Below are 24461 nucleotides of genomic sequence, written 5' to 3'. Positions count from 1 at the left end.
AGCAGCCCGGTAGCTCGTCAGGCTCATAACCTGAAGGTCACAGGTTCAAATCCTGTCCCCGCAACCAAACCTCATCAACCCAAAACCCTCGAATGGCCCAGCCTTCGAGGGTTTTTGCTTGGCCAAAACACCGCCCACCTCAGCGCAGACGAAAGCGCCTAAACAGTCCAGGGACCGCCAACCCAGGCAAAGCCTCAGAGTACAAATAACCCTGAGCGTAGTCGCAGCCAAGACGTGAAAGGCGTTGCGCTTGATCATGCGTTTCAACACCTTCGGCGGTGATCTTCATATTTAGACTTCGACCGAGGCCCGTGATGGCTGCGACGATCGCCTCATCGTCCGAATTCTGAGCGAGATCCTCAATGAACGTCCGGTCGATCTTCACGTGATCGACCGGGAAGTGCTTGAGGTGCATGAGAGACGCGTAGCCGGTCCCGAAGTCGTCCAAGGCAATGCTGATGCCGCTTTGGCGGAACTGCTTGAGTATAGCCGATATGCAGTCCGAGCTTCTGCCCAGCAGGACAGTCTCGGTGATCTCGACTTCGAAAGCCTCCGGTTGGACGTGTGCTCTCTGGAGAACTTCGAGGACTTCCTCCACCAGCCGCGGCTGGCTGAAATCGGCTGACGAGAAGTTCACAGCAACGCGGCCGAAGGGCAGATTGTCTTCACGCCAGAGGCGCATGTCGGCTGCGACCTTTCCAATGAGCTGTCGCCGGATCGCCGGAGCGAGATCCGCATCCTCAAAGGCAGCTCCGAAGATAGCCGGACCGAGAACACCCTTCATCGGGTGCTCCCAGCGCGCCAATGCCTCGAACCCGACAATCCGTCCGGTCGCAAGACAGATCTTGGGTTGGTAGTACGGAGTAATCTGGTTTCGGGCCAAACCCTCGCGCAGTTCAGTCCCCAGAGAGACACGCTTTTCGATCTCGCGCCGCATGGCGGGCGAGTAGGTCAGAACCCGGTTCCGGCCCTGCGCCTTGGCGCGGTAGAGGGCAATGTCGGCACTCTTCATCAAGCCTGCGGGATCGGAGTCGTGCTCCGGAAAGGCCGCGACGCCAATGCTGGCCCGGCTGGAAACGGTGCGCCGCTTATAGGTGAACGGCTCGCGCAATGCCCCTAGGATGCGCTCAGCACATTGTGCGGCCTCGTCCAGCATTGTCGGCCACGCCAGAAGCACGGCGAACTCGTCCCCTCCCAATCTCGCGACGATGTCGGAAGGGCGTACGATGCCGGCAAGGCGGCGGGCTGCCTCTTGGAGCAGGGCATCCCCGGCATCGTGGCCGAGAGTGTCGTTGACGTCCTTGAAATCGTCCAGGTCGATCAGGAGAAGGCTGACGCATGTCCTGCCGATCTTGGCGTTTGACAGAGCCTGTTCAAGGCAGTGGTGGAACAGCCCTCTGTTCGGTAGCCCGGTGAGGGAGTCGTGATTGGCTGTCCGCCAGATCGCTTCCTCCGCTGCTTTGCGGTCCGTAATGTCGAACGTAACGCCGATCACCCGATCGGGCGAGGCAAGCTCGGCACGAGAGCCGAACCAGAGCATCTTTCCGCTCGGGAGGATGTACCGGAACTCGGACGTGTAGGATCCCTGGGTCTTCACCACCTGGGCGAAGTGCTGGCGCAGAGCCCGGTCTTCGGGATGCACCTTGTCGAGAAACTCCGTCAGGGGACCAGACCCGACCCCGAGAAGGGACACGGCGTTCTGGGAGCGGGTGATGTAGTCCGTCCGAAGGTCCTGTTCCCAGGCGAACATGCGCCCTGCATGGAGGGCAAGCCGCAGCCGCTCCTCGCTCTCCCGCAATTTCTCCTCGACCTGCTTGCGGTCGTGAATGTCCGCAACGCTGCCGACCCATTCCCGGATGGTCCCGTCTGGATTCCGGAGGGCAACCGCATTCGCGAGCATCCAGCGGTATTCGCCGTCAGCAAGCTTGATCCGGAATTCATTCTGGTATGGGGTTCCTGAGGATACGGCCCACAGCCAAGCTGCCTTGACCCTGGCCAGATCGTCGCGGTGAACGAAGTCGAGCCATCCCTGACCCGCATACGCATCGCCGACGAGGCCGCCGATCTCAAGGGTGCCTTCGAGATGCGTCAGCGTTCCATCGGGGGCGGCAAGCCACAGCACAACGGCGCTCGCCTCTAGCAGGGCCTTATACTGCTCCTGCCGCTCTGCTGCGACCCGTTCAGTCGATTTCCAATCATGAATATCCGTGTAGGTGCCGAACCATCGCTCGATCTTTCCCTGTGAGTCGTACGAGGGCAGCGCCCGTGCTAGGATCCACCGATACTCACCCGAGTGGTGACGCAGGCGGCAGGTGGCCTCATAGGGCTCACCAGTGCGGGCGGAGTGCTGCCACCGAGCCCAGGTTCGCTCGCGGTCATCGGGGTGGAGCATCTCGATCCAGCCCAGACTTGTCGAGGTGCCAGCTGGTGCACCTGTGAACTCATACCAGTGCTTGCTGGTATATTCATCATATCCGTCGCTGTGGGCCCACCAGATCATGTGTGGCAGCGCGTCAGCGAGGGCTGCGAATGATCGTGGTTCCTGCGCAACGGCCTGCTCGGCCTGTCTGAGCTTGATCAGGTTCATCACGGAGGCGGCGAGAGCCAGGAGAGTCTCGGATTGCGCCTGCGTCAGACCTTCGGGTCTGGGCGCGGCATCGAGAACGCAGACAGTTCCGAGAGGAAGGCCGTCATCTGTCCTGATGACGGCTCCGGCATAGAAGCGAAGCCTGGGTTCGGCTTGCACGAAGGGATTGCCGGTAAAGCGCGGATCCTCAAGGGCATCCGGCACGATGAAAAGCTCGCTTTGAAGGATGCCTTGGGCGCAGAAGGCCATGTCCAGGGAGGCCTCCCGGAGATCGACCCCAACAGCAGCCTTGATCCACTGCCGCTGCTCATCCGCGAGGGTGATCAGGGCGATCCGTGTTCCACAGATGTGAACTGCAATCTTCGCGATGTCGTCGAAAGCCTTCTCAGGCTCCGCTTTCACAACAGCAAGGCTGTGCAGAGCCGCCGGACGATCAGCAGCCGCCCAGCGATGGGAAGGAGCTTCGACGACAGGTTTGGTCATTGCCATCCAGACCCTAACAAAAGGATCCTGCCGAAGAGGAAATGGCGGGGTGCCAAGCAACGCGGTAATTTAAATAGTGTATCATTTCATAAAATCTCAGGAGAGTTGTCAGGACAATACATCAGATTGTTTCCTAAAAACTGAATCTCAGATGTGGCCTATTCTCTACCCGGATCTCGGGGTCGGCTTTGAGAAGAGGATGGGATCCAATCCTCCGTAAGGCTGTTGTGACTTCAGGGTTGAGATTCATCATGATCTGAAAAGCCGATCCTCCATGGAGATTGCTTCCGCCTTCCGGATCATTCCGTCTGACGATGACGAAAAGCCGGGTGCCTATGCGGTCTTTCCTTACGACCGCGATCTGGTGCGGCGCTTTCGTGAAGCGTTCACGCGGGCCCGGTGGCGTGGAGCCGACGAGCGCTGGTTCGTTCCAGGCACGACGGCTGTCCAGCGGCTCAACACGTGGATGGCAAATGAACTGCAGAATCTGGATCGGCATGCCGACGAGAAGGGGCGTGATGCTTTTGCCTTCGAGCCTCTGGAAAGCCCCTATCTGACCGTCGCGGACGACCTGAGGGTTCGTACGCCCTATTCCCGCACGGTCGTGGAGGCGCTTCGGTCTATTCCATGGGCCTATTGGGACCCCGAGGAGCGGATCTGGCGGGTGCCGTTCCGATCCTATGAGGAACTTAAGGCGCGCTGGCCCGACATCGAAGAGGCGGCTCGACGCAATGAGCCGGCTGCCCGCCAGAAGCGGCGCGAGGAGCAAAGGGCTCACGTCTCTGAGGAAACAAACCGGCTCCAGACCGAGCGCCGCCGCAGGCGCTTTCCTGTGCCGGGGGACGACCTGCCGCCGATGGGCTTCCCAGTGTCCACTGAGCGGTGGGGCGTCGTGGTGTTCGAGGACATCGAGAGCGATCCCATTGAGGACCCTGGAATGGCTGATCTCTATCCGCATGTGCGGAGTGATCCGCCCCGCTACGTCTGGGCCCGATGGCGTATGCCGACCCTACAGGAGGTCTACCACACGAGGCCATCCCGTACAGACGAGGATCCTGAGCTTCGCACGAGCCGTGGGTGGTGGTGGTCAGGCCGCGAGGAACTGCGGGAGAGGGCGCGCAGGCTGCGCGAGGTGGAGCGGGCGCAGCGCGCTCGCCATGAGGCGAGGAAGGCCTCCGCCGAGGTTTAGGGCTACATCGGCATGAAAAATCCGGGCGTGGAGCCCGGATTTCGAAAAGTCTCAGTTCTGCGGTGATCAGAACGGGATGTCGTCGTCAAAGTCGCTGTGGCGGGAGGCGCCTGCCGGCTCGGGCCTGCGCTCCATCGGCGAGGATCGTCCGAAGTCGCCGCCTCTTGCGATCTGGCCCGGCTCCTCGTCGCCGAAGTCGGACCCGCCACCACCGCGGCTGTCCAGGATCGTCAGCTCCCCGCGGAAGCGCTGCAGCACCACCTCGGTCGAGTACTTCTCCACCCCCTGCTGGTCGGTCCACTTGCGCGTCTGCAACTGGCCCTCGATGTACACCTTCGAGCCCTTCTTCAGATACTGCTCGGCCACCCGGGCCAGGTTCTCGTTGAAGATCACCACCGAGTGCCACTCGGTCTTCTCCTTGCGCTCGCCCGAGGCCTTGTCCTTCCAGGTCTCGGAGGTCGCAATGCGCAGGTTCACCACCGGATCCCCGCTGCCCAGCCGGCGAACCTCCGGGTCCCGCCCCAGATTGCCAACCAAGATCACCTTGTTCACAGATCCAGCCATAATGGCCTCTCCACTTCATCGCTCCTGAACAGCTGCGGCATTCGCAGATGCCGCACGTTTTCAGGTCGGTTGCACATTCCTGCCCCAAGGTGGGCATCACCTAATGTTCTATATTTGTTCCACGTGAAACACAAGAGGCGAGTTGATCGTCCAACCCATTGAGGAGGGATACGAATGAGTTAGAACAAGGGCAGCCAAGCTGAACCTCCGGAGCCTTGCCATGACCGATGAGACCTTGAACGACGCGGCTGTCGCGGCCGCGTGGGATCGCAATGCCGCTCTCTGGACGGAGGAGGTACGGGCCGGGTTCGACTTCTACCGCGAGTTTTATACGCTTCCAGCCTTTCTGGATTTCATGCCGCCTGTTGCGGGACAGCAGGTCATCGATCTGGGCTGCGGCGAAGGCTCAAACACACGCCGCTTCGCGCAGCGGGGTGGGCTCATGACCGGGATCGATCTCTCTCGTGAGATGATCAAACGGGCCCGCGAGAAGGAGGCCGAAGAGCCTCTCGGTATTAATTATGAGCTTGGCTCCTTCAGCGCGCTCTCGCCTTTTGCAGACGAGCAGTTCGACTGCGCCGTGTCCACCATGGCGCTCATGGACGGTCCCGACTTTCCGTCTGCCATGCGTGAGGCCTGCCGGGTTCTGAAGCCTGGCGGGAGCGTATACTTCAGCATTCTCCACCCCTGTTTCGTCACTCCAGCTCTCCAGTGGCAAGCAAACGAGGAGGGTTCTTATCTGGGCCTGCGTGTTGGCCGCTATTTCGACAAAACGCCTTTCGTCGAACGCTGGCGGTTCGGCAGGCGTCCTCAGACGGCCAAGCTCGTTGCCTATGACGAACCCTTCGAAGTGCCGCGCTTCCCGCAGACGCTCTCCGACTACATCAATGCTGTCAGCGCAGCGGGGTTTCGGATTGTGAAGATGGAAGAGCCGCGGCCGAGCGCGGACTTGGCGCGCGAGCACGCATGGCTGAACCGGTGGTACCAGCATGCGCCTCTCGTGTTGTTCATCCACGCTGTCAAAGCGTGACGCCGATCAGCTGGGAGCGTCGGCGGATACAAAAAATAGCGGTGATGGGGATCACCGCTATTCTTAGAATGAATCGTTACTCGGCCGCTTGCAGATAGACCACCCTCGACTGCTCGTTCTTCACCTCGCGTAGGGTACGCGCCATGTAGGTGAGTTGCTCGATGGCCTTCTCGAGATCGTCTTTGGTGCCGACCTCGAGATCGTAAGCCTTGCGTCCCCGGTAGAGCCGGTTGACTTGGCTTTCCATCTCCGCGGCGGCTTCGCGGATGCGGTGAACGAGATTGTCTGCAATGACATTGGCGTTGCCGTCGACAACGCAGAAGCCGACGTCGCTTGCGCGAACCTTAGCCATGGGTTGATACCTCTTCTTGTTGTTTCGTCTCAGGCAACGGACCGCTCTCCATGCGCGGCATAGATGCCGAGGCGGCGGGCCAGAGAGTGCTTCGTTACGGGGCCGATCCAAGGCAGCGTCGCGAGATACTGCAGCTTGTCCGGGCTTGCGGTGTATTCCGCGAACAGGCGCTCACGCTCGTGCCAGACCCTATCGACGGCTTCGGCCTTCGCCGGATGGCGAAAACCCACGCGGGCCGTAGAGCCGAAGCTTAAAGCGCGCATGCAGCGCTCGAACGTGCGACGGCCGATGGCGGGCGTCACACTGGCATGGCAGATCGTCTCGATCACATGCTGCGCAAACTCGTCCGCCGTTTCAGGCATTGACGTCTCCACACCGGAGATGTCGGCCTGAAAGGCGCTTGCGTCGTTGCGCATGATCTCTTCAAGCCCAAAGCTTGGCATTGCTCTCACCGTATGTTCCAGGCCGCCTGCAGCAGCCGAACAAGCTTCGTTCCGGTTTTTCGAATCCGGCGCGGCGCCTGCCAGGAGAGGCTGGCTTCACGAGCTGGGTTCAGGCGTTCGGAACGTTGACGCGGGTTTTTCAAAACGAGGCGCGCACCTAACTCGGTACGAATGCGCCAGGCACCACTCGGGCTCTGAAAACCTTGACCATTCATGGGTTTAGGTGCAGAGCGCGGCTTCACTAAAATGGGGCTGGTACCCGTCTGGTGCAAGGGGCGCGGGACCGCCGGCACGGAGCCGGAAACGGTTCTCGCGGCCTTCGGCCAGACCGAAACTTCACAGCGCGCCACCTTCAGGCTCTGCGCCAATTCCACGCCTGTTGTGCCGATGCCGAAGACCGAGAGGGCGCAGGTGAAGGCTTCCGAGAACGGCTGCATGCCGCACCAGCTCTTCTCCGCCATGTGCAGAGGCCACGACCACAGGCCATCCTCACGCCGCTGGCCGAGGCTCTCGCGGTCGATGAAATAACCGGTCGTCTTATGTTCGAGGCCGCCCTCGCTCAGGAGCCATTCCTCGTTCTCGAAAATCGGACGCTCTTCCGTCATGGCGCTCATCGCGAGATCCTTGTGCCAAGGGGCCGTTCAGCACTGCCCTAATGAGGTCACATCCACGACGCATACAGGTGATGTGAACAAACCAAGAACATATCCTCGGCGGGCGCTGTGTCAAGCAAAGTCCGCTGTTTGAGACTGTAATCTTGGAGTAACGGACACTATGTGGAGGGTCGGGTGCCAGGATTGAAGACATCGTCCCCGATCCAGACCAAAAAGAGGCGAAGTCGTTGCGACGAAATAGCGCTGACGATAACTGAAGCTCGACCATTCCTTTGCAGCGGAGCCGCGATTCCATGACCAGCCTGTCACGCCTCGAAACAGACCAGCTTCGCCGCCTCGAGGAGATGCGCAAGACCTTCGACAAGCTGCGGGCAGAGCGCATCAGGGCGGAGGGCGAGGTCGAGCGGCTGACGCGCGAATTCGCCGACGCGCGCGCACTCGCCAAGGCCGAGCTCGGTACCGACGACGAAGCGCAGATCCAAAGCCTGATCGAGGAAGCGCAGGCGCGAAATGCCAAGCTCGCAGACGAGTTCGGCGTCGCCATGCGCGAAGTCGAGACGCGCCTCAAGCAGCTCGGGGACGAGCGTTGATCCTGTCGTCTTCCATTCATGATGTCACCCGCGCGGAGGCATTGCTCGCGCGGCTTGAGGGCCGGCGCGATGCCATCCGCGCGCGGGTCGTAGAGCTGACGCGCGAGATCGAGTTTGCGAAGGGCCGCCTTGCGGTCAAGGACGAGGTGGAGGCCTTCATCGAGGCCGTTCACGGCTCGGCGAGCCGCCGCAGCCTGTCGGCCTTCGAGACGCTGCTGACGGCGCTCGTTCAGGAGGTGTTGCCGGGCGAAAAGCCCGTGGCGCTGGAGCTGTCGACCGAGCGCGGGCTGGCCTCCCTCGACATCAGCCTGCGGCGTCCGGACGGCTCCCTCGAAGACGTGCTGGAGGACAATGGCGGCGCGCTCACCAATGTGATCGGCATGGCCCTGCGCCTGATCGCTGTGGTCAAGGCGGATGTGGCGCGCTTCCTGGCGCTGGATGAAGCGGATTGCTGGATTGCGCCGGAGCGCGTGTCATCGTTCTATACGGTGCTGGAGGATGGCGCAGCGCGGCTCGGCGTGCAGTGCCTGGCGGTCTCGCACCATGACCTGTCGCAGTTCTCCGGCAAGTTTCACATCGCCCGTATTGCCGGAGAGCCCGCCACCGGTGTCGAGGTACTGTCCTCCGATACCAGCCAGCTCTGGAATGACACGCAGCCGGGCCTGCGCTTCATCCGTCTCGTCAACGTGCAGGCCTACACGGATGCGACGCTGCATCTGAGCCCGGGCGTCAACGCGCTCATCGGGCCGAATAACCGCGGCAAATCCACCTTCATCCGTGCGCTTCGTGCGGTGTTCTACGGCGAAGCGCGCGACAGCCTCGTGCGCGCCGGCGCGAAGTCCGCCATGGTGGAGATCGGCGTTGCCGGGCAGCGGACCTTACGCTTCACCCGCCAGCCCCGCCGCTCGCCTGTCAACATCTGGTCGCTGCATGAGGTAGATGGTTCGGTGGTCGAAGTGCAGGGCATGCGCTACGAGACCGGCGGGCGCGCTGTGCCCAATTGGGTGGCCGATCTCATCCGCATCCGCAAGGTCGAGGATCTCGACGTCCATATCGCGCACCAGAAGTTCCCCGTGTTCCTACTCGGCGAGACGCCGTCGCGCCGCTCCGCCGTTCTCTCGATCGGCCAGGAGGCCGGCTATATCCGCGACATGCTCGTCATCCATCGCGAACGCTGCCGTCGTGACAACGATCTTGTGCGCAACGGCGAGCGCGAACTGATCGCGTTGAGCGAAACGCTCGACGGGCTTGCCGAACTTGGACCACTGAAGGAAAAGATTTCTGCTGCGCGCCGGCAGGCGGAGCGGTTAGCGATAGAAGCCGCGCAGCTTGAGCGGCTGCAGAAGCATGCGGCGCAGCTTGCCACGACTCGCAGGATGCTGGCGACCGCCGAGGCGCGCGCGCGCATCACCGAGGCCCTTCCTCCGGCGGAACAGCTTGCCGATCTCACCCGCTTGGTCGAGCGTGCCCGCGAGCGCGAGCGCATCGGGCGGCAGGTGCTGCAACTGAGTCGTGACTTGAAGCGCAGCCAAGCACGGCTGAATGCGCTGCATGGCTTACCCGAAGCCGTGCCGGCACTTGAAGACACTGCTTCGGCAAAAAATTTTCTGAAACGGATGAACGACCTGCGTGCGGCCTCTCAGATTGCCAGAAGCCGCATGGCACAGGTCGACGAGGGACTGACATCTCTGCAGGCCGAGATGGCGCGCCTCGTCGAGGAAACCGGCGGACTGTGCCCCACCTGCGGTTCGCCCGTGAAGCCCGAGACCCTGCTGGACCACCACACCCATTCGCCCACGGAGCGGCTCACTGCATGATCCTGACCGGAGATCGTCTCACCCCTGTTGCCTGCAACGGCATTCTCGTAATCGGGGATCCGCATGTGGGCTCGCGGCGTCCCGGGCGGCGCAAGGATGTGGTCTGGCCTCAGGCTGTGCTCGGCAAGCTGGAACGCTGCGTTGCCATCGCCAATGAGCGGCAACTGGCTGTGGTCATCCTCGGCGATCTCTTCGACCGGCCGGTCGAGACCGACATGGCGCTCAAGAACCAACTCGTCCGCATCCTCAAGAACTTTCACCATCGCCCCATCGTCAATGTGGGCAATCACGATATCCAGCACACGACCCTCACCGACAGCGATTCGCTGGCGCTTCTGGGCCTGTGCGATGTTGTCGACGTGGTGGCCGCATCGGCTCCGGTAGCTGAGTTCCAGATCGGAGCCCGCAGGGTCGGTGTCGGCATGACGCCTTACGGTCAGGCCATTCCCACCGATGCGCGCGGCTCCTTTTCCGGTGCCGATCTGCAGGCGTGGTTCACACATCACGACATTGCCTTCGACGGCGGGTATCCCGGCGCCGTCCCGCCCTTCGCGGTCGAAGGCTGCGATGTGCTCATCAACGGGCATATTCATAAGACGCAGAAGGCCGTTGTTGCGGGCCGCACCCGCTGGCTCAATCCCGGCAACATCACGCGCCAATCCGTTGACCTCATAGATCACGTGCCGCGCGCCTGGGTCCTCGATGGCGACGGCGAATTGGAAGCGCAGGCGCTGCCTTTCGAGAGCAACGTGTTCGATCTCACGGGGCGGGTGGTCGATGCCGCCGATGAGGCGCTGGTGGCGCGGGAAGTGGAGAGCGCCTTCGTGACCCTGCTCCAGGCGGAATCTTCGACCGAGTTGAAGCGCAGTGGCGACGGCTCGATCATCCGCGACGAGATCGAGGCGAAGTTTTCGGCCGACAGCACCTCCGATGACGTGCGCGCCATCGTGCGCTCGCTGCTGGGCGAGGCTGTGGAGCGCCACGCATCACAAGGCTAGAAGGCGAACGGATCAGCGAAGGGCAGGTGGCGCCGGCGCACCTGCGTCTCTGGCAGGATCGGGCGGCTGATATCGACAGCAACCAAGCCCTCGCAGGCGAGCGCCAGAACGGCCGCGACCCCATCCTGCGTGTTCATGACGGCGCTGGCGCAATCGACAAGCCGCATGGTGCCAAGTTCGTCGAGCTGGTGCAGGATGCGCACCCGGTCGCCCGCCGTCACCGGCGTGCGCTTGCAGGCCATAATCAGGCGCATGGTGGTAAAGCGCGGCTCCGCACGGATGCTCGCAGCCGTCTCAAACAAGAAGGGACGCCCGTCGGCAGCGGTAATGCCATGGATTGCAGCCGCGCGCAGCGGATGGACCAGCAGGTCGTCGTCCGTCACCACATCTACCAGATATGCCGACCCGTCGCGGACGATCTCGAAATCGGCTACATGCTCGACCATCTCGTCACCGATCGCGAAGGTTGCCGGATCGGCCGGCGCGCGAAGGGATTCCACATCCGCATCGAGTTCGCAGAGCGCCAGGAAATCCGCAACGAGGGCGTTTCGCGTGAGCGGCGTGGCCAGGCGCTTGGCAGCCCGACGGGCGCCGCCACGGCGGGCAGGGCGTCGATCCGAAAGGTCGAGGATCGCTTGCGCGGACATCCGGTCCTCCAGGGTGGCGGTTGAGACGAGGGTTCAGGCTGCCTCGGACAATACGGCGTAGGCTAAAATCCTGACTAATGAGAACATATATAGAACATGCATGTTGTGGTCAAATCATGACGCAGTCTTTGCACGCCCATGTGGATCTCATGATTCGAGCGATGACAACCCATTGTTGAGACAAAATGGCACACTGGCTAAGTCATTGGTGCAAAAGACCTAAATAAAAATTTCTATTACCGAACGATTGGACCTGAGAGCTAAAATTTGGTATAGAACAAAAAACGAACACGCCAGTTGCGCAAGTCGAGGTCGAGAAGAGCGTGAGCCGATATGCGGGCCCTGATAGAAGTTAGGATCGAGGATGAATACGACCGATAAGAAAATCTCCGAGGTGCTGGCCAAGTTTGGTGAGCCGATGGCCGGTAATGTTTGGCGGGTCCAGGGAACGGCCGTGGTCTATCACAAGACGCTTGAGCGGATTGCCGCCCAAGCCAATGTGGTCTTTGACGAACCCAAGATCATCCGCGCCGAGCGCGACGAGGCGGTGATCCAAGTCACCGGCCGCATGGGCGAGCGCATCGAGTGGTCGATCGGCGAGGCGTTGATCGGCGTGAACTACCGCGTCTCGGGCAAACAGGCGGCCTATGTCTATGCCATGGCCGAGAAGCGCGCGAAGGACCGCGTGATCCTCAAGCTCATCGAGCTGCATGGCTACGTCTATTCCGAGGAAGAGGCGGACGAGTTCAAGCAGGGTCGTCCGGGCTTTGCCGATCCGCATGTGGAGATCGAGAAGACCGAGTTGCAACCGCAGAAGAGCAGGGTCGAGGCCGCTGCCGCCGACGGCAAGGTCGAGGATGACCTGAAGGCGAAGATCAAAAAGGCCAAGACCATCAATGCGGTCACGGACCTGATGCTCCATGCCGACACGCAGAAGGTGCTCGCCGAACTGCCGGAGGGCATTCGCGACGAGATCCGTGACTACGCCAAGGCGCGGCTTGTCGAACTCGGATGGCCGACCAAGAAGGCAGCCTAACTTTCGCTGCGATCATGGGCGAGACGGAACGAAGCCGTCTCGCCCTTTTCTTTTTCTCGATGGCGTCCCGGCGCTTGTGGTCTCGCTGATCGATGCCGAAATCCTCCGCAATTGCGGCCTCCGATCAGGAGGCACTGCTCCTCTCCGAACATCTCGTCGGCTCCATCGAGCGCGTGACGTTCCACAACGATGAAACCGGCTTCTGTGTGCTGCGGGTCAAGGCACGCGGGCACCGCAAGTCCGTTGTCGTCGTGGGTCATGCGCCGTCGGTCGCCATCGGCGAGGTTGTCGAGGCGAATGGCGGATGGCTGCACGACCGCAATCATGGAGTCCAGTTTCGCGCGAGCGAGCTGATGACCTCGGCGCCAACCACTGCGGAAGACCTGCAGCGCTTTCTCGGCTCCGGTCTCCTGAAAGGCGTTGGGCCTTCCCTGGCCCAAAGGCTCATCGCATCGTTTGGCGCGCGCATCCTCGACGTGATCGAGACGAAGCCGCATGAGCTGACGCGCGTGCAGGGCATCGCGATGGCCAAGGCGCTCAGCATCGGTGAGGCCTGGGCCGAGCACCGGGCGCTGAAGGATATTGCCGCGTTCCTCAATGCCCATGGCATCGGGGGCTTTCTGCTCACGCGCATCTATCGCGCCTACGGTGTCGGTGCCATCGACATCGTGAAGGCCAACCCCTACCGGCTCGTCCTCGACATTCCGGGCTTTGAGTTCGCGCTCGCCGATCAGGTGGCGCTGCAGCTCGAAGTGGAGCCTGCCGCCGCCATCAGGTTGCAGGCCGGTCTCACGCATGTTCTCTCGGAAGCTGTGAGAGAAGGCCATTCCGGGTTGCCGGCGGACGAGTTGCTGCGGCAAACGAGCCGTCTGCTCGAAATTCCTGAAACTGAGTTGAAGCCCGCGCTCGATGCGCAATGTGCGGCAGGCCAGCTCGTCTCGGATGAACTCGATGGCCGCCGCAGCATCTTCCTCAAAGGCCTCTACGGCGCTGAACTCTTTATTGCGCAGCGCCTGAAGGAGATCGCACAGGGACTGCACCCCTGGCATGGGTTCGACCCTGAACAGGTAATCGCCGAGGCAGAAGCCGCCATCGGTGTGTCGTACTCGCCGAGTCAGCGCGAGGCCCTGGCCTCCGCCTGCCGCTCAAAGGTGCTCGTGGTCACCGGTGGCCCCGGTGTCGGCAAGACAACGCTGATCAGGAGCCTGACGCATCTGTGCACGCAGCATGAGTTGACGATTGCCCTGTGTGCGCCGACTGGGCGGGCCGCGAAGCGGTTGTCGGAAAGCACGGGCTTTCCGGCCAAGACCGTCCACCGCTTGCTTGAGGCAGCGGAAGGGGGCTTCCGGCGCAATGCGAAGATGCCGCTCGACTGCAACCTTCTCGTGGTCGACGAAACCTCGATGCTCGACATCCGCCTGATGGCCGCCCTGCTGCGTGCGCTGCCGGATGAAGCGTCGCTCGTTCTCGTGGGCGACGTGGACCAACTGCCCTCCATCGGTCCGGGACAGATCTTATCCGATATCATCGCGTCCGATGCCATTCCGGTGGTGCATCTGAGGGAAGTGTTCCGGCAGGAGCGGGAGAGCCGCATCATCACTGTGGCTCATGCGATCAACCGCGGCCTCGTGCCCGATCTCGGACATCAGCCGGATTCCGATTTCTACTTCGTCGAAGCCGACACGCCGTCGGAGGCCATGGCCAAGATGACAATCCTGATCCGCGACCGCATTCCGCGGCGGTTCGGCCTCGATCCGGTGCGCGATATTCAGGTGCTGTGCGCGATGAACCGCGGGCGCCTCGGCACGCATATGTTGAATGGAGAACTGCAGCAGCTCTTCAATCCGCCGGGTCTTGAGAGCCTGCACCGGGCCGGATGGAGCTATGGGCCCGGAGACAAGGTCATGCAGGTCCGCAACGATTACGAGCGCGACGTCTATAACGGCGAGGTCGGCATCGTGCGCGAGGTGCGCCGCGATCACGGGGAGCTCACCGTTGCCTTTGACGACAGGCTGGTCGTCTATTCCCTCGCGGAACTCGACGAGCTGGTGCTCGCTTACGCGGTGACGATTCACAAAGCGCAAGGATCCGAGTATCCGGCCGTCATCATTCCCGTTGCCCTGCAGCAGGCCTCGATGCTGCGGCGCAAGCTGCTCTATACAGGGGTGACGCGGGCAAGCCGGCTGGTAATCCTCCTGGGCAGCCGAGCCGCCCTGGTTCAGGCTGTCGGCTCGGAAGAGGAGCTGCGCCTTTCTCGGCTCCGGCAATGGCTCCAGGGCTGATCCCTTCCGCCTAAGCACAAAGAGCTCTATATCTGATCCTGCACAGGCAGCATCTAGAGCAGCGAATGAGCACAGAGACCGAACACACCGACCACCAGGAGCAGCGGACCCGCCTGGGCCTCATTGCGGGAGCGGTCCTGTGCCTGGTGGCCTCGGGCGGTCTTCTATGGTGGCGCTATGGCGGCGCCGTGTTTAATGACTTGGTGACCTCCACTCTGGCCTGGTGCTTCTGAAACAGCCCGGCCCGCGACGTGCGGGCGAGACCATGACTCGTCTTGTTCCAGCGGAACGGCGCGATGGCCAGTTCCCACAAGCCTCTCCAGGCAGCAACACTGACGAGGCCGTAATACAGCGGCAGCAGCAGGATCCAAGGCAGGAGCCGCCAGAGCTTGCGTCGGTGCAGGGCCACGCAGGCCGGGATGAGCACCGAAGCTGCGCCGGACAGAAAGAGTGTCAGGGCATAAGCGTTGAACGCCGCTGTCCAGCGCATGTCTGGAAAGTGTTCGGGACCAACAAGCCATGATCCCACGTAGAGTGCAGTGAAGAGCGGATAGACTAGGGCGCTGAACACGGCTCCCCAGGTCAGGGCGAGGGCGCCGGAGAAGCGCCAGAGCCCGAGTTGGCGCAGCAGGACCCAGGGCCTGCGCGTATGGCTCGCGGCGGTCTGCACGTAGCCTTTCATCCATCGCGTCCGCTGCCGCATCCAGAGGCGAAGCGTGCCCGGTGCCTCCTCAAGGGTGGAGGATGGAAGATCCTTCACCTCGTAGCCGAGCCTAGCCAGGCGAATGCCGAGATCGGCATCCTCGGTGACATTCCAGGCATCCCAGCCATGGACCTTCCGCAGCACGGCGGTGCGGAAATGGTTCGAGGTGCCGCCCAGGGCAATAGGACTGCCGATCTCCGCCAGCCCCGGATTGAACACGTCGAACAGGGCCGCGTACTCGACGGTGAAGAGTCGCGTGAGCCAAGTGTCGTCCGTGTTGTCGATGGTGAGCCGCGCCTGCAGGCAAGCGACGCGCGGCGGCGCTTCGGCGAAGCGCGACACGGCCAGGCGCAGCTGACCCGGGTCGGGCACATCCTCGGCGTCGTAGATCACCGTGTAGCGGCCTCGTGCCAAGGGCAGGGCGACGTTGAGCGCGCGAGGTTTCGTGCGCGGCTCGCCCGGCGGCGCTATCAGGATATCGATATTGCCTGGAACATCGATGGAGCGCAGAGCCTCCAGCGTCTCGCGGTCGTCTGCCTCGAGCATAAGCTTGATGTCGAGTTTCGAGGCGGGATAATCGAGCCGCGAGAGGGCCTCAAGGAAGCGGGCGACGACCCGCTTCTCCCGATAGAGGGCTGCGATGATCGTGTAGACGGGCAGGTCCGCATCCTCGATGCGGTGGGTATGATGGTTGAGCTCGATAGGATTGTGCAGGGATGCCGTTGCGATCCGCAAAATGATCATGCTGAGAAACAACGGACCCAGGAGGATGCCCATGATCCCGGTGCTCAGTTCAGGGGCAAACCCCAGGCCGAACACGATCAACGTCAGAGCCACAAACAGAACGGCGATCTGCCCATAGCTGATATCCGTCGCGAGGTGAGGGGCCTTGTCGGCCAGATCATGGGCAGCCCGCCGGGCGATCAGCGGGCTTTGGGCGCGAAAGACGGCTTCCCTCAATCGCGTGGGTGTGGTGATCGCGAGCAGCCGGCGCCGTGAGCGGGTCTTGAGAAGGTCCACTAGGGCATGGCCGCGCGGCGCGGCGACGAACTTGAGCCTTGCCGTTGCCAGAGGCGCCAAGCCCGCCAGGACACTGTCCGGATAGCGAACGTCCGATGGCAGGCGCGGGGCTACAACGAAGGGCAGGCCGAGTTCGACCGCGAGAGCCCTGTAGAATTCATCCTCGGAGACCATCCCCTCCCGGATGAGGAATTCATCGGCCCCAACACCGGCCGCCTGGGCGAAGACGGCAGCCTGCCACAGGACTTCGGGGGCATGCCCGTGGCTGCTGAGAAATCCAATCTCGATCGGCAGTGCGGTTGACTGTGCGGCCCTGTCCGCTAGACCCTGCCTCATGAGCGTCGGATGCTTCCTGTGGGCATTCCTGAGCAGCGCAAGGGCAAGAGCAAGGAATGTCGCGTCGATGGTCCTAAATATCGTTACATTGGTCGCCTGCCTTTTCCATAAGATCAAGTCCCTTGGCCTTGCCGGGATAGTCGTGCCTCTGATTTTTGCCCTCACCGCCAGCGCAGCTCAGGCTCAAGGAGTGAACCTCCCGAATTTCTGGGATCCGAGGACGCAGATGGAACGTCCGGAGCTGCCTGCTACCCGCACGATCCGCTTTCTGGTCGACGACGACTTCCCGCCACTCCACTTTCCGGGTCTCGACGGCAACCCGACCGGCCTGTCGGTGGAACTCGCCCGGGCTGCATGCGAGCGCCTAGCCCTTGCCTGCACAATTCAGGTGCGCCGCTTCGATACGCTTCTGAGCGCTCTCAGCGAGAAGCAGGGCGACGTCGTGGCGGCCGCCATTCCCATCACGGCGGAGCTGCGGCAACGCTTTGCCGTCTCCGGTGCCTATTTCAAGATCCCGGCCCGCTTTGCGGTGCGAAAGGACAAGAGTCAGCCGACGCCGGACGCGAGGGCATTGCAGGGCAAGACCCTTGGCGTGGTCGGCGGTACGGCCCACGAGGCGTATGCCAAGGCATTCATGGGCGGTGCTTCCCTCAAGCCCTATCCGGAGCTGGCAGCGGCGCAGACCGCTTTGAAAGCCGGTGAGATCGACTACCTGTTTGCCGATGGCCTCGGTCTCGCCCTCTGGATCGGTGGTGAGGAGGCGGCGGGATGCTGCGACTTCTCGGGCGGTCCGTATCTCGAGAGCCGCTTTTTCGGCGAGGGCATCGGCTTCATCGCCCGCACCGAGGACGACGCCCTGCGGCGAGCCCTCGATTTCGCCCTCCAGCAGCTCTGGCGGGAGGGAAAATACGCCGAGCTCTATCTGCGCTTCTTCCCCACGAGCCCCTACTGAGGCTTTCAAGCCCTCAGGGAACGGGTTTACCGCATTGACCCTCGCGGGTGTCATCCCTAGTGTGCCGCGCTTCTGGAAACATTTTCCGCAAGCACTAGGCCCATGTCTCGAACCCTGTCTCTCGATCCTGCCCTGATTGAAGCCGCCCAGACCGCCAATGCCTGGCCCTTCGAGGAGGCGCGCAAGCTTGTCGAGCGGCTCAAACGGACGGACAAGAAGGAAGCGTTGTTCGAGACGGGCTACGGCCCCTCGGGCCTGCCACATATTGGTACCTTCGGCGAAGTGGCGCGCACCAGCATGGTGCGGCACGCCTTTCGGGTGCTGACGGGCGACACCATTCCGACCCGCCTCGTCGCCTTTTCGGACGATATGGACGGCCTGCGCAAGGTGCCGGACAACATCCCCAACAAGGATCTGGTGGCCGCCTCCCTTGGAAAGCCCCTGACTCAGGTGCCGGACCCGTTCGGCACCCATGAGAGCTTCGCGCACCATAACAATGCGCGGCTGCGCGAATTCCTCGATGCCTTCGGCTTCGATTACGAGTTCATGTCGGCGACCGAGTGCTACAAGGCCGGCAGGTTCGATAAGACGCTGCTCACCGTGCTCGAGCGTTACGATGCCGTGATGGCGATCATGCTGCCGTCACTGCGCGAGGAGCGCCAGCAATCCTATTCGCCCTTCCTGCCAATCCACCCGAAGACTGGCATCGTGATGCAGGTGCCCATCGACGAACGCAAGCTGGATGCCGGCACCATCGTGTGGCGCGATCCTGAGACGGGCGAGCGCTTCGAGACCCCGGTCACCGGCGGCCATGCGAAGCTGCAATGGAAGCCCGATTGGGCCATGCGCTGGGTGGCGCTCGGCGTCGATTACGAGATGGCCGGCAAGGACCTGATCGACAGCGTGAAGCTCTCCGGGGAAATCGCCAAGGCGATTGGCGGCCTGCCGCCGGACGGGTTCAACTACGAGCTATTCCTCGACGACAAGGGCCAGAAGATCTCCAAGTCGAAGGGCAATGGCCTCACCATCGACGAGTGGCTGACCTACGGCACGCCGGACAGTCTGCGGCTGTTCATGTTCAACAAGCCGCGCGAGGCCAAGAAGCTCCATTTCGACGTGATCCCGCGGCAGGTGGACGACTACCTGACCTTCCTGGAGAAGTACCCGGCGCAGGATGCGAAGATGCGCCTGATGAACCCGGTCTGGCATCTTCACGCAGGCGCGCCGCCGGCACCCGAGCTGGTGTCGTCTGAGGGCTCCAACCAGCCGGGCACGACGATCTCCTTCTCAATGCTGCTCAACCTCGTGGCGGTGGCGAACTCCGAGGACCCGGCGGTGCTCTGGGGCTTCATTCGCCGCTATGCACCGGGCGTTTCGCCGGAAACGCATCCGCGCCTCGACAGCCTCGCGAAGCGCGCAGTGCGCTACTTCGAGGATTTCGTGAAGCCGCAGAAGACCTATCGTCTGGCGGACGAGGTGGAGGCCGCATCCCTGCGACGCCTGGATGAGGTGCTCGGATCCTTCGAGTCAGGCGAGCGTCCCGCAACGGCGGAGGCGATCCAGGACGAGATCTACAATGTCGGCCGCGCCGAGCCGCGCTACCAGGACTTCAAGGCCAAGGGCGCCACGCCCGAACGTCCGGGCGTGTCCATCGAGTGGTTCAACACGATCTATCAGGTGCTGCTCGGAGAGCCGCGCGGTCCGCGCTTCGGCTCGTTCGTTGCCCTCTATGGGGTGAAGGAGACGCGCGCGCTGATCCAGAAAGCCCTCAATGGCGATCTCGTGCGCGGCCACGAAGACTTCCTGAAGCAGCGTGAGGCGAACCGCGCGGCCTGAACCTTACTGCCGCGCCCACATGATCCGGGCCGCCCAGGCGATCTCCTCGGTGGGGATCACCTGGTCCTCCTGGTCCTTCACGAGAGAGGTCATCTCCAGGGTCTTGGCCGAGCGGCGCTTCAGTTCCTTGGCCAGGATCTGCCCGCTCGTGGTGCACACCACTAGCCGGTCTCCCTTGCGGGTGCTGGCGGTGGGCGAGACGATGAGCACATCCCCGTCCCGGTAGAGTGGCGCAAGCGTGTCGCCGGTGACCTCGAGCGCGAAAACCTTCTCCTGGCCGAAGTCGGGGAACTCAAGTTCGTCCCAGCCGGAGCCTTCCGTCGGCGTGCCGTCTTCGTTGAGGATCTTCGCCGACGTTGCTTCCTCCATGCTGATTAGGGGGATCATGGAGCGACGCAGGGAGCCAGTGGGTTCGACGAGGCGCAGGAAATCCTCGAGCGTGGCACCGGTCGCCTTCAGGATTTTCGAAATCGACTCCGTCGAGGGCCAACGCTCTCGGCCCTCAGGGCTCACACGCTTTGATCTGTTGAAGCTTGTTGCATCGAGACCGGCCTTGCGGGCGAGGCCCGATGCGGTCATGCCATGACGTGATGCTAACGCATCGATCGCAGCCCAAACGCGCTCATGGGACAACATTGTAAAAAACCTTCGCTAGAAGCGAATAACTGAAAGCGAACCTATGATTAGGAATTAAGATTGTTCTAAGGCATAGACAATGGGATCCCACCTCTTGAGACAATATGTCTAATCAGGATTGCTCCTGAAGCGACGCACAAGTAATTGGATTATCATGCGCATAATCTACAAAATCTGCCCGTCAGTGCTCTGGCAAGAAGCTGAAAAGGTCGGTTTCTTCACGGGCGCACCTATCGATATCCAAGATGGGTACCTCCACTTCTCAACTGCCGAACAGGTTCGTGAGACGGCGGCCAGACACTTCGCAGGCCAAAGCGATCTCCTGCTGATCGCTATTGATGCCGACTCGCTTGGGTCCACCCTGCGTTTCGAGCCGTCCCGAGGCGGTGATCTCTTCCCGCATCTCTATACCCATCTACCCCTATCGGCTGTCCGGTGGGTGAAGCCGCTGCCTCTGGGCGCGGACGGTCAACACCTGTTTCCGGATCTCGACGCATGATCGGCGCACTGTTCTCTCTCGCAAAACCCGCACTGCATGCGCTTGATGCCGAGACGGCACATCAGCTGACGATCAGGGGGCTGTCGCTGATGCCGGTGATGCCAACGCCTGCGGACGATCCCAGCCTGTCCGTCGAGGTGTTCGACAAGACCTTCCCCAATCCTGTTGGACTTGCTGCCGGTTTCGACAAGCAATGCGAGGTGCCGGATCAGCTTCTTGGTCTCGGCTTCGGTTTCGTCGAACTTGGCGGCGTCGTGCCGAAACAGCAGGCGGGCAATCCGCGTCCGCGGGTGTTTCGTCTCACGCAGGATGAGGCGGTGATCAACCGCTTCGGGCTCAACAGCGACGGCCTCGATGCGGCATGCCGGCGCCTGACGCAGCGTCGCGGGCGTCCCGGTATCGTCGGCGTCAATATCGGGGCGAACAAGGACTCGGTCGACCGCATCGCCGATTATGTCCTGTGCATTCAGCGCCTGTGCGGGCTTGCCGATTTCCTGACCATCAACGTGTCCTCGCCCAACACGCCGGGCCTGCGCGATCTGCAGGGCGAAGCGTTTCTCGACGATCTTCTCGCCCGCAGCATCGGGGCGCGGGACAAGGCGGACCAGGGCAGGTCCAAGACGATCATTCTGCTGAAGATCGCGCCTGACATTTCGCTCGATACGCTCGATGCCATCGTGGCCACAGCGCTCAAACGCGGCATCGACGGGCTGACCGTTTCCAACACCACCGTCGCGCGGCCGGAGAGCCTGAAGGAGAAGGCGCTGGCATCTGAAACCGGCGGCCTCTCCGGCAAGCCCCTCTTCGTCCCCTCCACGAAGCTTCTGGCCGAAGCCTTCCTGCGGGTCGAACGCAAGATCCCGCTCATCGGCGTCGGCGGCGTGGATTCCGCAGAGGCCGCCTGGGCGAAGATCCGCGCCGGTGCCAGCCTCGTGCAGTTCTACTCGGCCATGGTCTACAAGGGCCCTGGCCTCATCGGGGACATCAAGAGCGGTCTGGTGCAGACGCTCACGCGTGAAAAGACATCGCTGGCGCAGGCGATTGGCCGCGACGCATCGGCGATAGCCCGGGGAGAGTTCTGAGATCCAACCTCACCCGAGGCTGGCGAAGGTCTTTCTCGCTAGCTTCGGGTAGAGGATGAACTGGCCCAGGCCTCTCGCGCTTAAGAAAACGAGCAGCGCAATCCAGAGCGCCGTGTTCCCGAGATTGCCGACGGCGAGAAGAATGCCGGCATAGATCACGAAGGCAATGACCATCAGGTCACGCATCGAGCGGGTCCAAGTCGCACCCGTGTAGATGCCGTCGAAAGCGAAAGCCGCAGCACCGACGAACGGGGTCAGGGCTGCGAAGACGAGATAATCCCGCGCATAAGCCCGCACGTCCGGGTTGGTCGAGACGAAGTCGATGAAAGGTCCGCCGCCGATCAGGAAAAGCGCCGAAACGGCAAGACCGAAGCCGAGGCTCCATCCCAGGCTCAAGCGGATGGCGCGGCGAAAGCTGCGCTCGTCGCGGGCGCCGATGCTCTGACCGCACAGGGTTTCGGCCGCGGTGGCGAAGCCGTCGAGGAAATAGCCGCCGATGAGGAACATGTTGTAGAGCACCGCATTCGCTGCGAGCGTCACGTCGCCGGAGCGCGCCCCCATGGCGCTGAAGATCGAAAACGCCAGGATCAGGGCCACGTTGCGGATCATGATGTCCCGGTTCATGGCGAGCGTCTGCAGCATCGCCGCCCGGTTCAATACCTCCGCCCAGGTGACGGCCAGCGGATTCGAGCCGAGCCGGCGCAGCACGAGGATGCCGAGGCCCGCACCCAGCACCTCGGCCAAAGCCGTACCGATGGCCGCACCAGCGATGCCGTAGCCAAGACCCAGCACCAGCGCCATGGTCAACACGATGTTGGCCACATTGATCGCCACCTGAAGCAGCAGGCCGAGATCCGTGCGGCCGCGCCCCAGGGTGGAGCCCAGAATGACGTAGTTCGCCAGGGTGAAGGGCGCCGCCCAGATGCGGATGAAGAAATAGGTCGAGAGCGCCTCGGTCACCGCCTCGCTCGCGCCCGCCATCGAGAAGGCAAAGGCGGCAATCGGCCATTGCAGAAGGATCAGCAGCAGACCTGTGATCGCTGCCACCAGAAACGCACGAGCGAGCGTCACGTCGACCTCATGCCGGTTGCCCGCTCCGGTGGCCTGGGCCGTGAGACCGGCGGTCGCCATGCGCAGCGATCCGAAGCTCCAGAACACGAAATCGAAGATGACGGCGCCGAGCGCCACCGCGCCGAGAAGATGCGCCTCGCCCAAGCGGCCGATCACCGTCGCGTCGACGAGCCCGAGCAGGGGCGTCGTCACATGCGACAGGGTCATCGGCAGCGCCAGCGCCAGGATGCGCCAGTGGGAGATGTCCAGCCGTTGCGTGCTCGAAGAGCCGTGCATCGTGAACCTCAGCGCCGGCTGCCGAACAGGCGGGAGATGAGCCAGAGCGGCACCACGATGACGGCGCCGTAGAGGATCCAGAGCCCCACCTCCTGGACGGTCTCGAAGCTGAGGTCGAGAACGGAGGCGATCCAGTCGAACAGGCCCTCGATCAGCCCCAGGGGCGTGATGCCCAGGAAGGCCAGGAAGGCGCCGACGAGGAGCGACAGGAAGATCAGCTTCACCAGCACCGAGCCGGGAGAGCCGCCGAGAAAACGGTTCAGGTTGGACATGCTTCTCATCTTGTCAGAAAGCGTAATGGACCTTGGGCTTTGCGTGTGCTTCATCGCAGGGGCCGGCGATGAACGCAACCCAACCCGAGCTCCGCATGATCGATCCAGCCCTCTTCGATCCCTCCGCCATCAGCGAGGAGATCCGTGCCCAGAATGCCGAGATCGTGGCCAAGCTCTCGAAGCTCGGGCGCTACTGGGAGGCGCCTCCGGCCCTGATCCGGGAAAACCGCCGCAAGGGCATCGGCCCGTTCCCGCTCATGCCCTTCAGCAGCAGGGCCCAAACCATCATCATCGACGGACCCGACGGCCCCATTCCGCTGCGCATTATCGCCCCGGAAAACCCGCGTGGAGCCTATCTCCACATCCATGGCGGCGGCTGGACCATCGGCACCGCCGACGAACAGGACCCCTGGCTCGACCGGCTGGCGGAGCGGTGCGGCCTTGCGGTGATATCCGTGGAGTATCGGCTTGCGCCCGAGCATCCGTTCCCAGCCGGTCCGGACGACTGTGAGGCGGCGGCCCTCTGGCTGATGCGTGAGGCGGAGAGCCGCTTCGGAACTTCGCGCCTGTTCATCGGCGGCGAGTCGGCGGGCGCCCATCTCTCGGCCCTGACCCTGCTGCGCCTGCGCGACAAGCACGGGCTCAGCCCTTTCCGGGGCGCGAACCTCTTCGCCGGCTGCTACGATGTCAGCCTGACCCCGAGCGCCGCCAATTGGGGCGACGAACCCCTCATCCTCAACACTCCTGGCGTCAAGATCTTCGCCGACAACCTCTGCGGCCCGGACCTCGACCGGTGCGATCCCTCCGTCTCGCCGCTCTATGCCGATCTGAAGGGAATGCCGCCTGCGCTCTTCTCGGTGGGAACGCGGGATCTGCTTCTCGACGACACGCTGTTCATGGCCTCCCGCTGGGTCGCGGCGGGCAACAAGGCGGATCTCGCGGTCTGGCCGGGCGGGTGCCATGTGTTCATCCGGTTCGACAGTGCACTCGCCGAGCAGGCGCTGTCGCAGATCGACAGCTTTATCGAGGGGCTGTAATGACGCTCATTGCTATAAGTGAAACACAGGCAATGAACGCAATGAATGTGACAATTCTCGGCCAATAAAGACCTGCTCTTTTGGCCTCTTCCAGCCAAGCGATGCTGAA

Annotated in this window: 22 protein-coding genes; 12 read left to right on the top strand and 10 right to left on the bottom strand. The window is 62.6% G+C overall.

Annotated features, from left to right (window positions below):
• Positions 1-139: 139 nt before the first annotated feature.
• Positions 140-3070 (bottom strand): bifunctional diguanylate cyclase/phosphodiesterase, encoded by a 2931-nt coding sequence (locus I2H36_RS20305; protein ID WP_196263137.1) that lies wholly within the window; start codon positions 3068-3070, stop codon positions 140-142.
• A 274-nt stretch (positions 3071-3344) separates the two neighbouring features.
• On the opposite strand from I2H36_RS20305, the gene I2H36_RS07015 reads away from it, so the two are divergent.
• Positions 3345-4259 (top strand): hypothetical protein, encoded by a 915-nt coding sequence (locus tag I2H36_RS07015; RefSeq protein ID WP_196263136.1) that lies wholly within the window; start codon positions 3345-3347, stop codon positions 4257-4259.
• A 66-nt stretch (positions 4260-4325) separates the two neighbouring features.
• On the opposite strand, the gene ssb is transcribed toward I2H36_RS07015, so the two are convergent.
• The gene (gene ssb, locus I2H36_RS07010) at positions 4326-4823 is read right to left on the bottom strand and encodes a single-stranded DNA-binding protein (protein ID WP_196263135.1); all 498 of its coding nucleotides are present in this window, start codon (positions 4821-4823) and stop codon (positions 4326-4328) included.
• A gap of 220 nt (positions 4824-5043) precedes the next feature.
• On the opposite strand from ssb, the gene I2H36_RS07005 reads away from it, so the two are divergent.
• Positions 5044-5853, top strand: a complete 810-nt coding sequence (locus I2H36_RS07005) for a class I SAM-dependent methyltransferase (RefSeq protein ID WP_196263134.1) — start codon at positions 5044-5046, stop codon at positions 5851-5853.
• A 76-nt stretch (positions 5854-5929) separates the two neighbouring features.
• Here I2H36_RS07005 and I2H36_RS07000 read toward each other — a convergent pair whose 3' ends face one another.
• The 3 genes from I2H36_RS07000 to I2H36_RS06990 are packed head-to-tail and all read right to left on the bottom strand — an operon-like array spanning position 5930 to position 7262.
• On the bottom strand, positions 5930-6205 hold the full coding sequence (locus tag I2H36_RS07000) for a hypothetical protein (protein ID WP_196263133.1): 276 nt from the start codon (positions 6203-6205) through the stop codon (positions 5930-5932).
• A gap of 29 nt (positions 6206-6234) precedes the next feature.
• Positions 6235-6621: a hypothetical protein gene (locus I2H36_RS06995; RefSeq protein ID WP_196263132.1), complete on the bottom strand. Its 387-nt coding sequence runs from the start codon at positions 6619-6621 to the stop codon at positions 6235-6237.
• Between the two features lie 32 nt (positions 6622-6653).
• Positions 6654-7262 carry a hypothetical protein gene (locus I2H36_RS06990; protein WP_196263131.1) on the bottom strand — a complete coding sequence of 203 codons (609 nt, stop codon included), beginning with the start codon at positions 7260-7262 and terminating at the stop codon, positions 6654-6656.
• Between the two features lie 293 nt (positions 7263-7555).
• On the opposite strand from I2H36_RS06990, the gene I2H36_RS06985 reads away from it, so the two are divergent.
• Genes I2H36_RS06985 through I2H36_RS06975 form a run of 3 tightly spaced genes read left to right on the top strand, consistent with a single transcriptional unit; the run spans position 7556 to position 10667 of the window.
• On the top strand, positions 7556-7852 hold the full coding sequence (locus I2H36_RS06985; RefSeq protein WP_196263130.1) for a hypothetical protein: 297 nt from the start codon (positions 7556-7558) through the stop codon (positions 7850-7852).
• Positions 7849-9669 carry an AAA family ATPase gene (locus I2H36_RS06980; protein ID WP_196263129.1) on the top strand — a complete coding sequence of 607 codons (1821 nt, stop codon included), beginning with the start codon at positions 7849-7851 and terminating at the stop codon, positions 9667-9669. The genes I2H36_RS06985 and I2H36_RS06980 overlap by 4 nt, the downstream gene beginning before the upstream one ends.
• Complete coding sequence (locus I2H36_RS06975; protein ID WP_196263128.1) at positions 9666-10667, top strand: metallophosphoesterase family protein; 1002 nt, start codon at positions 9666-9668, stop codon at positions 10665-10667. Before I2H36_RS06980 ends, I2H36_RS06975 begins: the two co-directional genes overlap by 4 nt.
• On the opposite strand, the gene I2H36_RS06970 is transcribed toward I2H36_RS06975, so the two are convergent.
• Positions 10664-11314 (bottom strand): hypothetical protein, encoded by a 651-nt coding sequence (locus tag I2H36_RS06970; RefSeq protein WP_196263127.1) that lies wholly within the window; start codon positions 11312-11314, stop codon positions 10664-10666. The genes I2H36_RS06975 and I2H36_RS06970 overlap by 4 nt on opposite strands.
• 364 nt (positions 11315-11678) lie before the next feature.
• Between I2H36_RS06970 and I2H36_RS06965 the strand changes: the two genes are divergently transcribed.
• Positions 11679-12350, top strand: a complete 672-nt coding sequence (locus tag I2H36_RS06965; protein WP_196263126.1) for a trna delta -isopentenylpyrophosphate transferase — start codon at positions 11679-11681, stop codon at positions 12348-12350.
• 92 nt (positions 12351-12442) lie between these two features.
• Positions 12443-14632, top strand: a complete 2190-nt coding sequence (gene recD2, locus I2H36_RS06960; RefSeq protein ID WP_196263125.1) for an SF1B family DNA helicase RecD2 — start codon at positions 12443-12445, stop codon at positions 14630-14632.
• 175 nt (positions 14633-14807) lie between these two features.
• Here recD2 and I2H36_RS06955 read toward each other — a convergent pair whose 3' ends face one another.
• Positions 14808-16691, bottom strand: a complete 1884-nt coding sequence (locus I2H36_RS06955) for a glycosyltransferase (protein ID WP_196263124.1) — start codon at positions 16689-16691, stop codon at positions 14808-14810.
• Positions 16692-16833: 142 nt separating this feature from the next.
• Between I2H36_RS06955 and I2H36_RS06950 the strand changes: the two genes are divergently transcribed.
• On the top strand, positions 16834-17643 hold the full coding sequence (locus I2H36_RS06950; RefSeq protein WP_343234409.1) for a transporter substrate-binding domain-containing protein: 810 nt from the start codon (positions 16834-16836) through the stop codon (positions 17641-17643).
• A 102-nt stretch (positions 17644-17745) separates the two neighbouring features.
• Positions 17746-19479: a lysine--tRNA ligase gene (locus I2H36_RS06945; RefSeq protein ID WP_196263122.1), complete on the top strand. Its 1734-nt coding sequence runs from the start codon at positions 17746-17748 to the stop codon at positions 19477-19479.
• A gap of 3 nt (positions 19480-19482) precedes the next feature.
• Here the strand turns inward: I2H36_RS06945 and I2H36_RS06940 are convergent, their stop codons facing one another.
• Positions 19483-20115: a S24 family peptidase gene (locus I2H36_RS06940; protein WP_196263121.1), complete on the bottom strand. Its 633-nt coding sequence runs from the start codon at positions 20113-20115 to the stop codon at positions 19483-19485.
• Positions 20116-20269: 154 nt separating this feature from the next.
• On the opposite strand from I2H36_RS06940, the gene I2H36_RS06935 reads away from it, so the two are divergent.
• Positions 20270-20614, top strand: coding sequence for a DUF952 domain-containing protein (locus I2H36_RS06935; protein ID WP_196263120.1), 345 nt, complete (start codon positions 20270-20272; stop codon positions 20612-20614).
• Complete coding sequence (locus I2H36_RS06930; protein WP_196263119.1) at positions 20611-21696, top strand: quinone-dependent dihydroorotate dehydrogenase; 1086 nt, start codon at positions 20611-20613, stop codon at positions 21694-21696. The genes I2H36_RS06935 and I2H36_RS06930 overlap by 4 nt, the downstream gene beginning before the upstream one ends.
• A gap of 9 nt (positions 21697-21705) precedes the next feature.
• Here I2H36_RS06930 and I2H36_RS06925 read toward each other — a convergent pair whose 3' ends face one another.
• The gene (locus tag I2H36_RS06925) at positions 21706-23043 is read right to left on the bottom strand and encodes an MATE family efflux transporter (protein ID WP_196263118.1); all 1338 of its coding nucleotides are present in this window, start codon (positions 23041-23043) and stop codon (positions 21706-21708) included.
• A gap of 8 nt (positions 23044-23051) precedes the next feature.
• The gene (locus tag I2H36_RS06920; protein ID WP_196263117.1) at positions 23052-23315 is read right to left on the bottom strand and encodes a DUF6460 domain-containing protein; all 264 of its coding nucleotides are present in this window, start codon (positions 23313-23315) and stop codon (positions 23052-23054) included.
• A gap of 95 nt (positions 23316-23410) precedes the next feature.
• Between I2H36_RS06920 and I2H36_RS06915 the strand changes: the two genes are divergently transcribed.
• Positions 23411-24352, top strand: a complete 942-nt coding sequence (locus tag I2H36_RS06915) for an alpha/beta hydrolase (RefSeq protein ID WP_196263182.1) — start codon at positions 23411-23413, stop codon at positions 24350-24352.
• Positions 24353-24461 lie beyond the last annotated feature (109 nt).

The sequence above is a fragment of the Microvirga terrestris genome (assembly GCF_015694425.1).
In the GTDB taxonomy this organism is placed as follows: Bacteria; Pseudomonadota; Alphaproteobacteria; order Rhizobiales; family Beijerinckiaceae; genus Microvirga; species Microvirga terrestris.
This window is presented reverse-complemented; position numbering and strand designations above follow the sequence as displayed.